Raw genomic sequence first — 1576 nt, forward strand, 5'->3', positions numbered from 1 at the left:
ACAATTTGAAGAACAAGAAGCAATTGAAGCGTTAAAAAAGCATGAAGAAAAATTAAAAAAAGCTGAGCGTGGAGAGACTGTAAAAAATCTTCAGGATTATAGAAAACTTAAACTAGAGGTTAATTTACAAGAATTTAATGTTTATATAAAAGAAGTCTAATTATTAACTCCACTTATTCAAGGTATAAAAACAGTTTATTTTTGGAAATATTACGGTTTTGACATCAAAGTATCTCAAGAATTTTTTTATTTGAAAATATTAATTCTTAATTCTATTTTTTCATGCTTAATTAAAATTAATCTCTTACACAAAAGTGATATATTTTTACTTTTATTGATAAAATCTTTCAAATAGATATCATAATTATTTTAATGGATTGAACCACTAAAATAATATTAGAGGAGTTGATGACAAGTGCATATTAAAAATGACACATCATCTTTTGAGAAAATGCCAACCGAATTGACCCCTATACTTCCTACGCTGGAATGGTTATGTACAGAATTAATGGAAGTTGAAGTAAATTCTAAGGCCGGTGCTTCAAAATCTGAAAGAAAATCTGATCGGAATGTCTATCGTTCAGGATATCGTTCTAGACAATTTAATACAAGAATTGGAATTGTGCATCTAATGGTTCCAAAATTGAGAAAAGGAGGATATGTTCCTTTCTTTGTCAATGATAAAAAAAAATCTGAGACCATTCTTCTTAATATTATTCAAGATGCATACACTGATGGGATATCTGTATGTAAAATTAATCAGGCCACTAAGATTCTGGGAATAGATTATATAACAGACGAACAGATATCTAATCTTACTTTTGGTTTAAAAAAACAAGTAAACGAATTCAAAAATAGGTCTTAGAAAATTAATTATTAAATGGCTAAAGGGTTTATCCGATTTACTCGGCAGTGTAAATATTTTTGTGTTTTTGAGTCCTTCCCTTGATCACTTAACGATACTGTTGTATCTACATAGTTAAGGGAGGGATTTTTTTATGTCTGTTTTACCTAAGGAACTTTTAAGAGATTTTGTTAGAGAAGGAAACTTTAAATCTATCAAGGACATCGAAGAAGCTTTAAAAGATATTTTTAAAGATACTATCCAGGAAGCTCTGGAAGCTGAAATTGAGGAAGAGCTTGGGTACTCCAAGTATGACTTAGCAAATAAATCAACAACCAACTCTAGAAATGGTAAGTACAAGAAAACTGTTAAATCAAGCGCTGGAAATATTGACCTCCTCGTTCCAAGAGATAGAGAAGGTGCATATCAGCCTAAGATTGTTGAGAAACATCAAAGAGATATTTCAAAATTGGAAGATAATATCTTATCACTCTATGGAAAAGGAATGAGTACTAGAGATATCAGCTCTCATGTTCAGGATATCTATGGATTTGAAGTTTCTGCAGAAAGTGTTAGTAGAATAACTGATAAACTAATTCCTCTTATTCAGGAATGGGAGAGCAGAGCTCTTGATCCTGTATATCCATTCATTTTCCTTGTTGCAGTCCACTATTCAGTCAAAGAGGATAATAGGATTGTTAAAAAGGCTGCCTATGTTGTCTTAGGAGTCAC

General features: G+C 31.0%; 2 protein-coding genes. Both read left to right on the forward strand.

The annotated features are described in order from the left end of the window. Positions 1-451 precede the first annotated feature (451 nt). Positions 452-865 carry a transposase gene (locus tag ABZA26_RS14770; RefSeq protein WP_372715247.1) on the forward strand — a complete coding sequence of 138 codons (414 nt, stop codon included), beginning with the start codon at positions 452-454 and terminating at the stop codon, positions 863-865. A gap of 133 nt (positions 866-998) precedes the next feature. After that, a partial coding sequence (locus tag ABZA26_RS14775) for a transposase (RefSeq protein WP_372715248.1) occupies positions 999-1576 on the forward strand: 578 nt, incomplete at its 3' end.

The organism is Ilyobacter sp., assembly GCF_041583315.1.
Lineage (GTDB): Bacteria > Fusobacteriota > Fusobacteriia > Fusobacteriales > Fusobacteriaceae > Ilyobacter.

Excerpts from the sequence above, each read along its gene's own strand:
- ABZA26_RS14770 (WP_372715247.1), top strand. The coding sequence starts at position 452 with ATGCCAACCGAATTGACCCCTATACTTCCTACGCTGGAATGGTTATGT.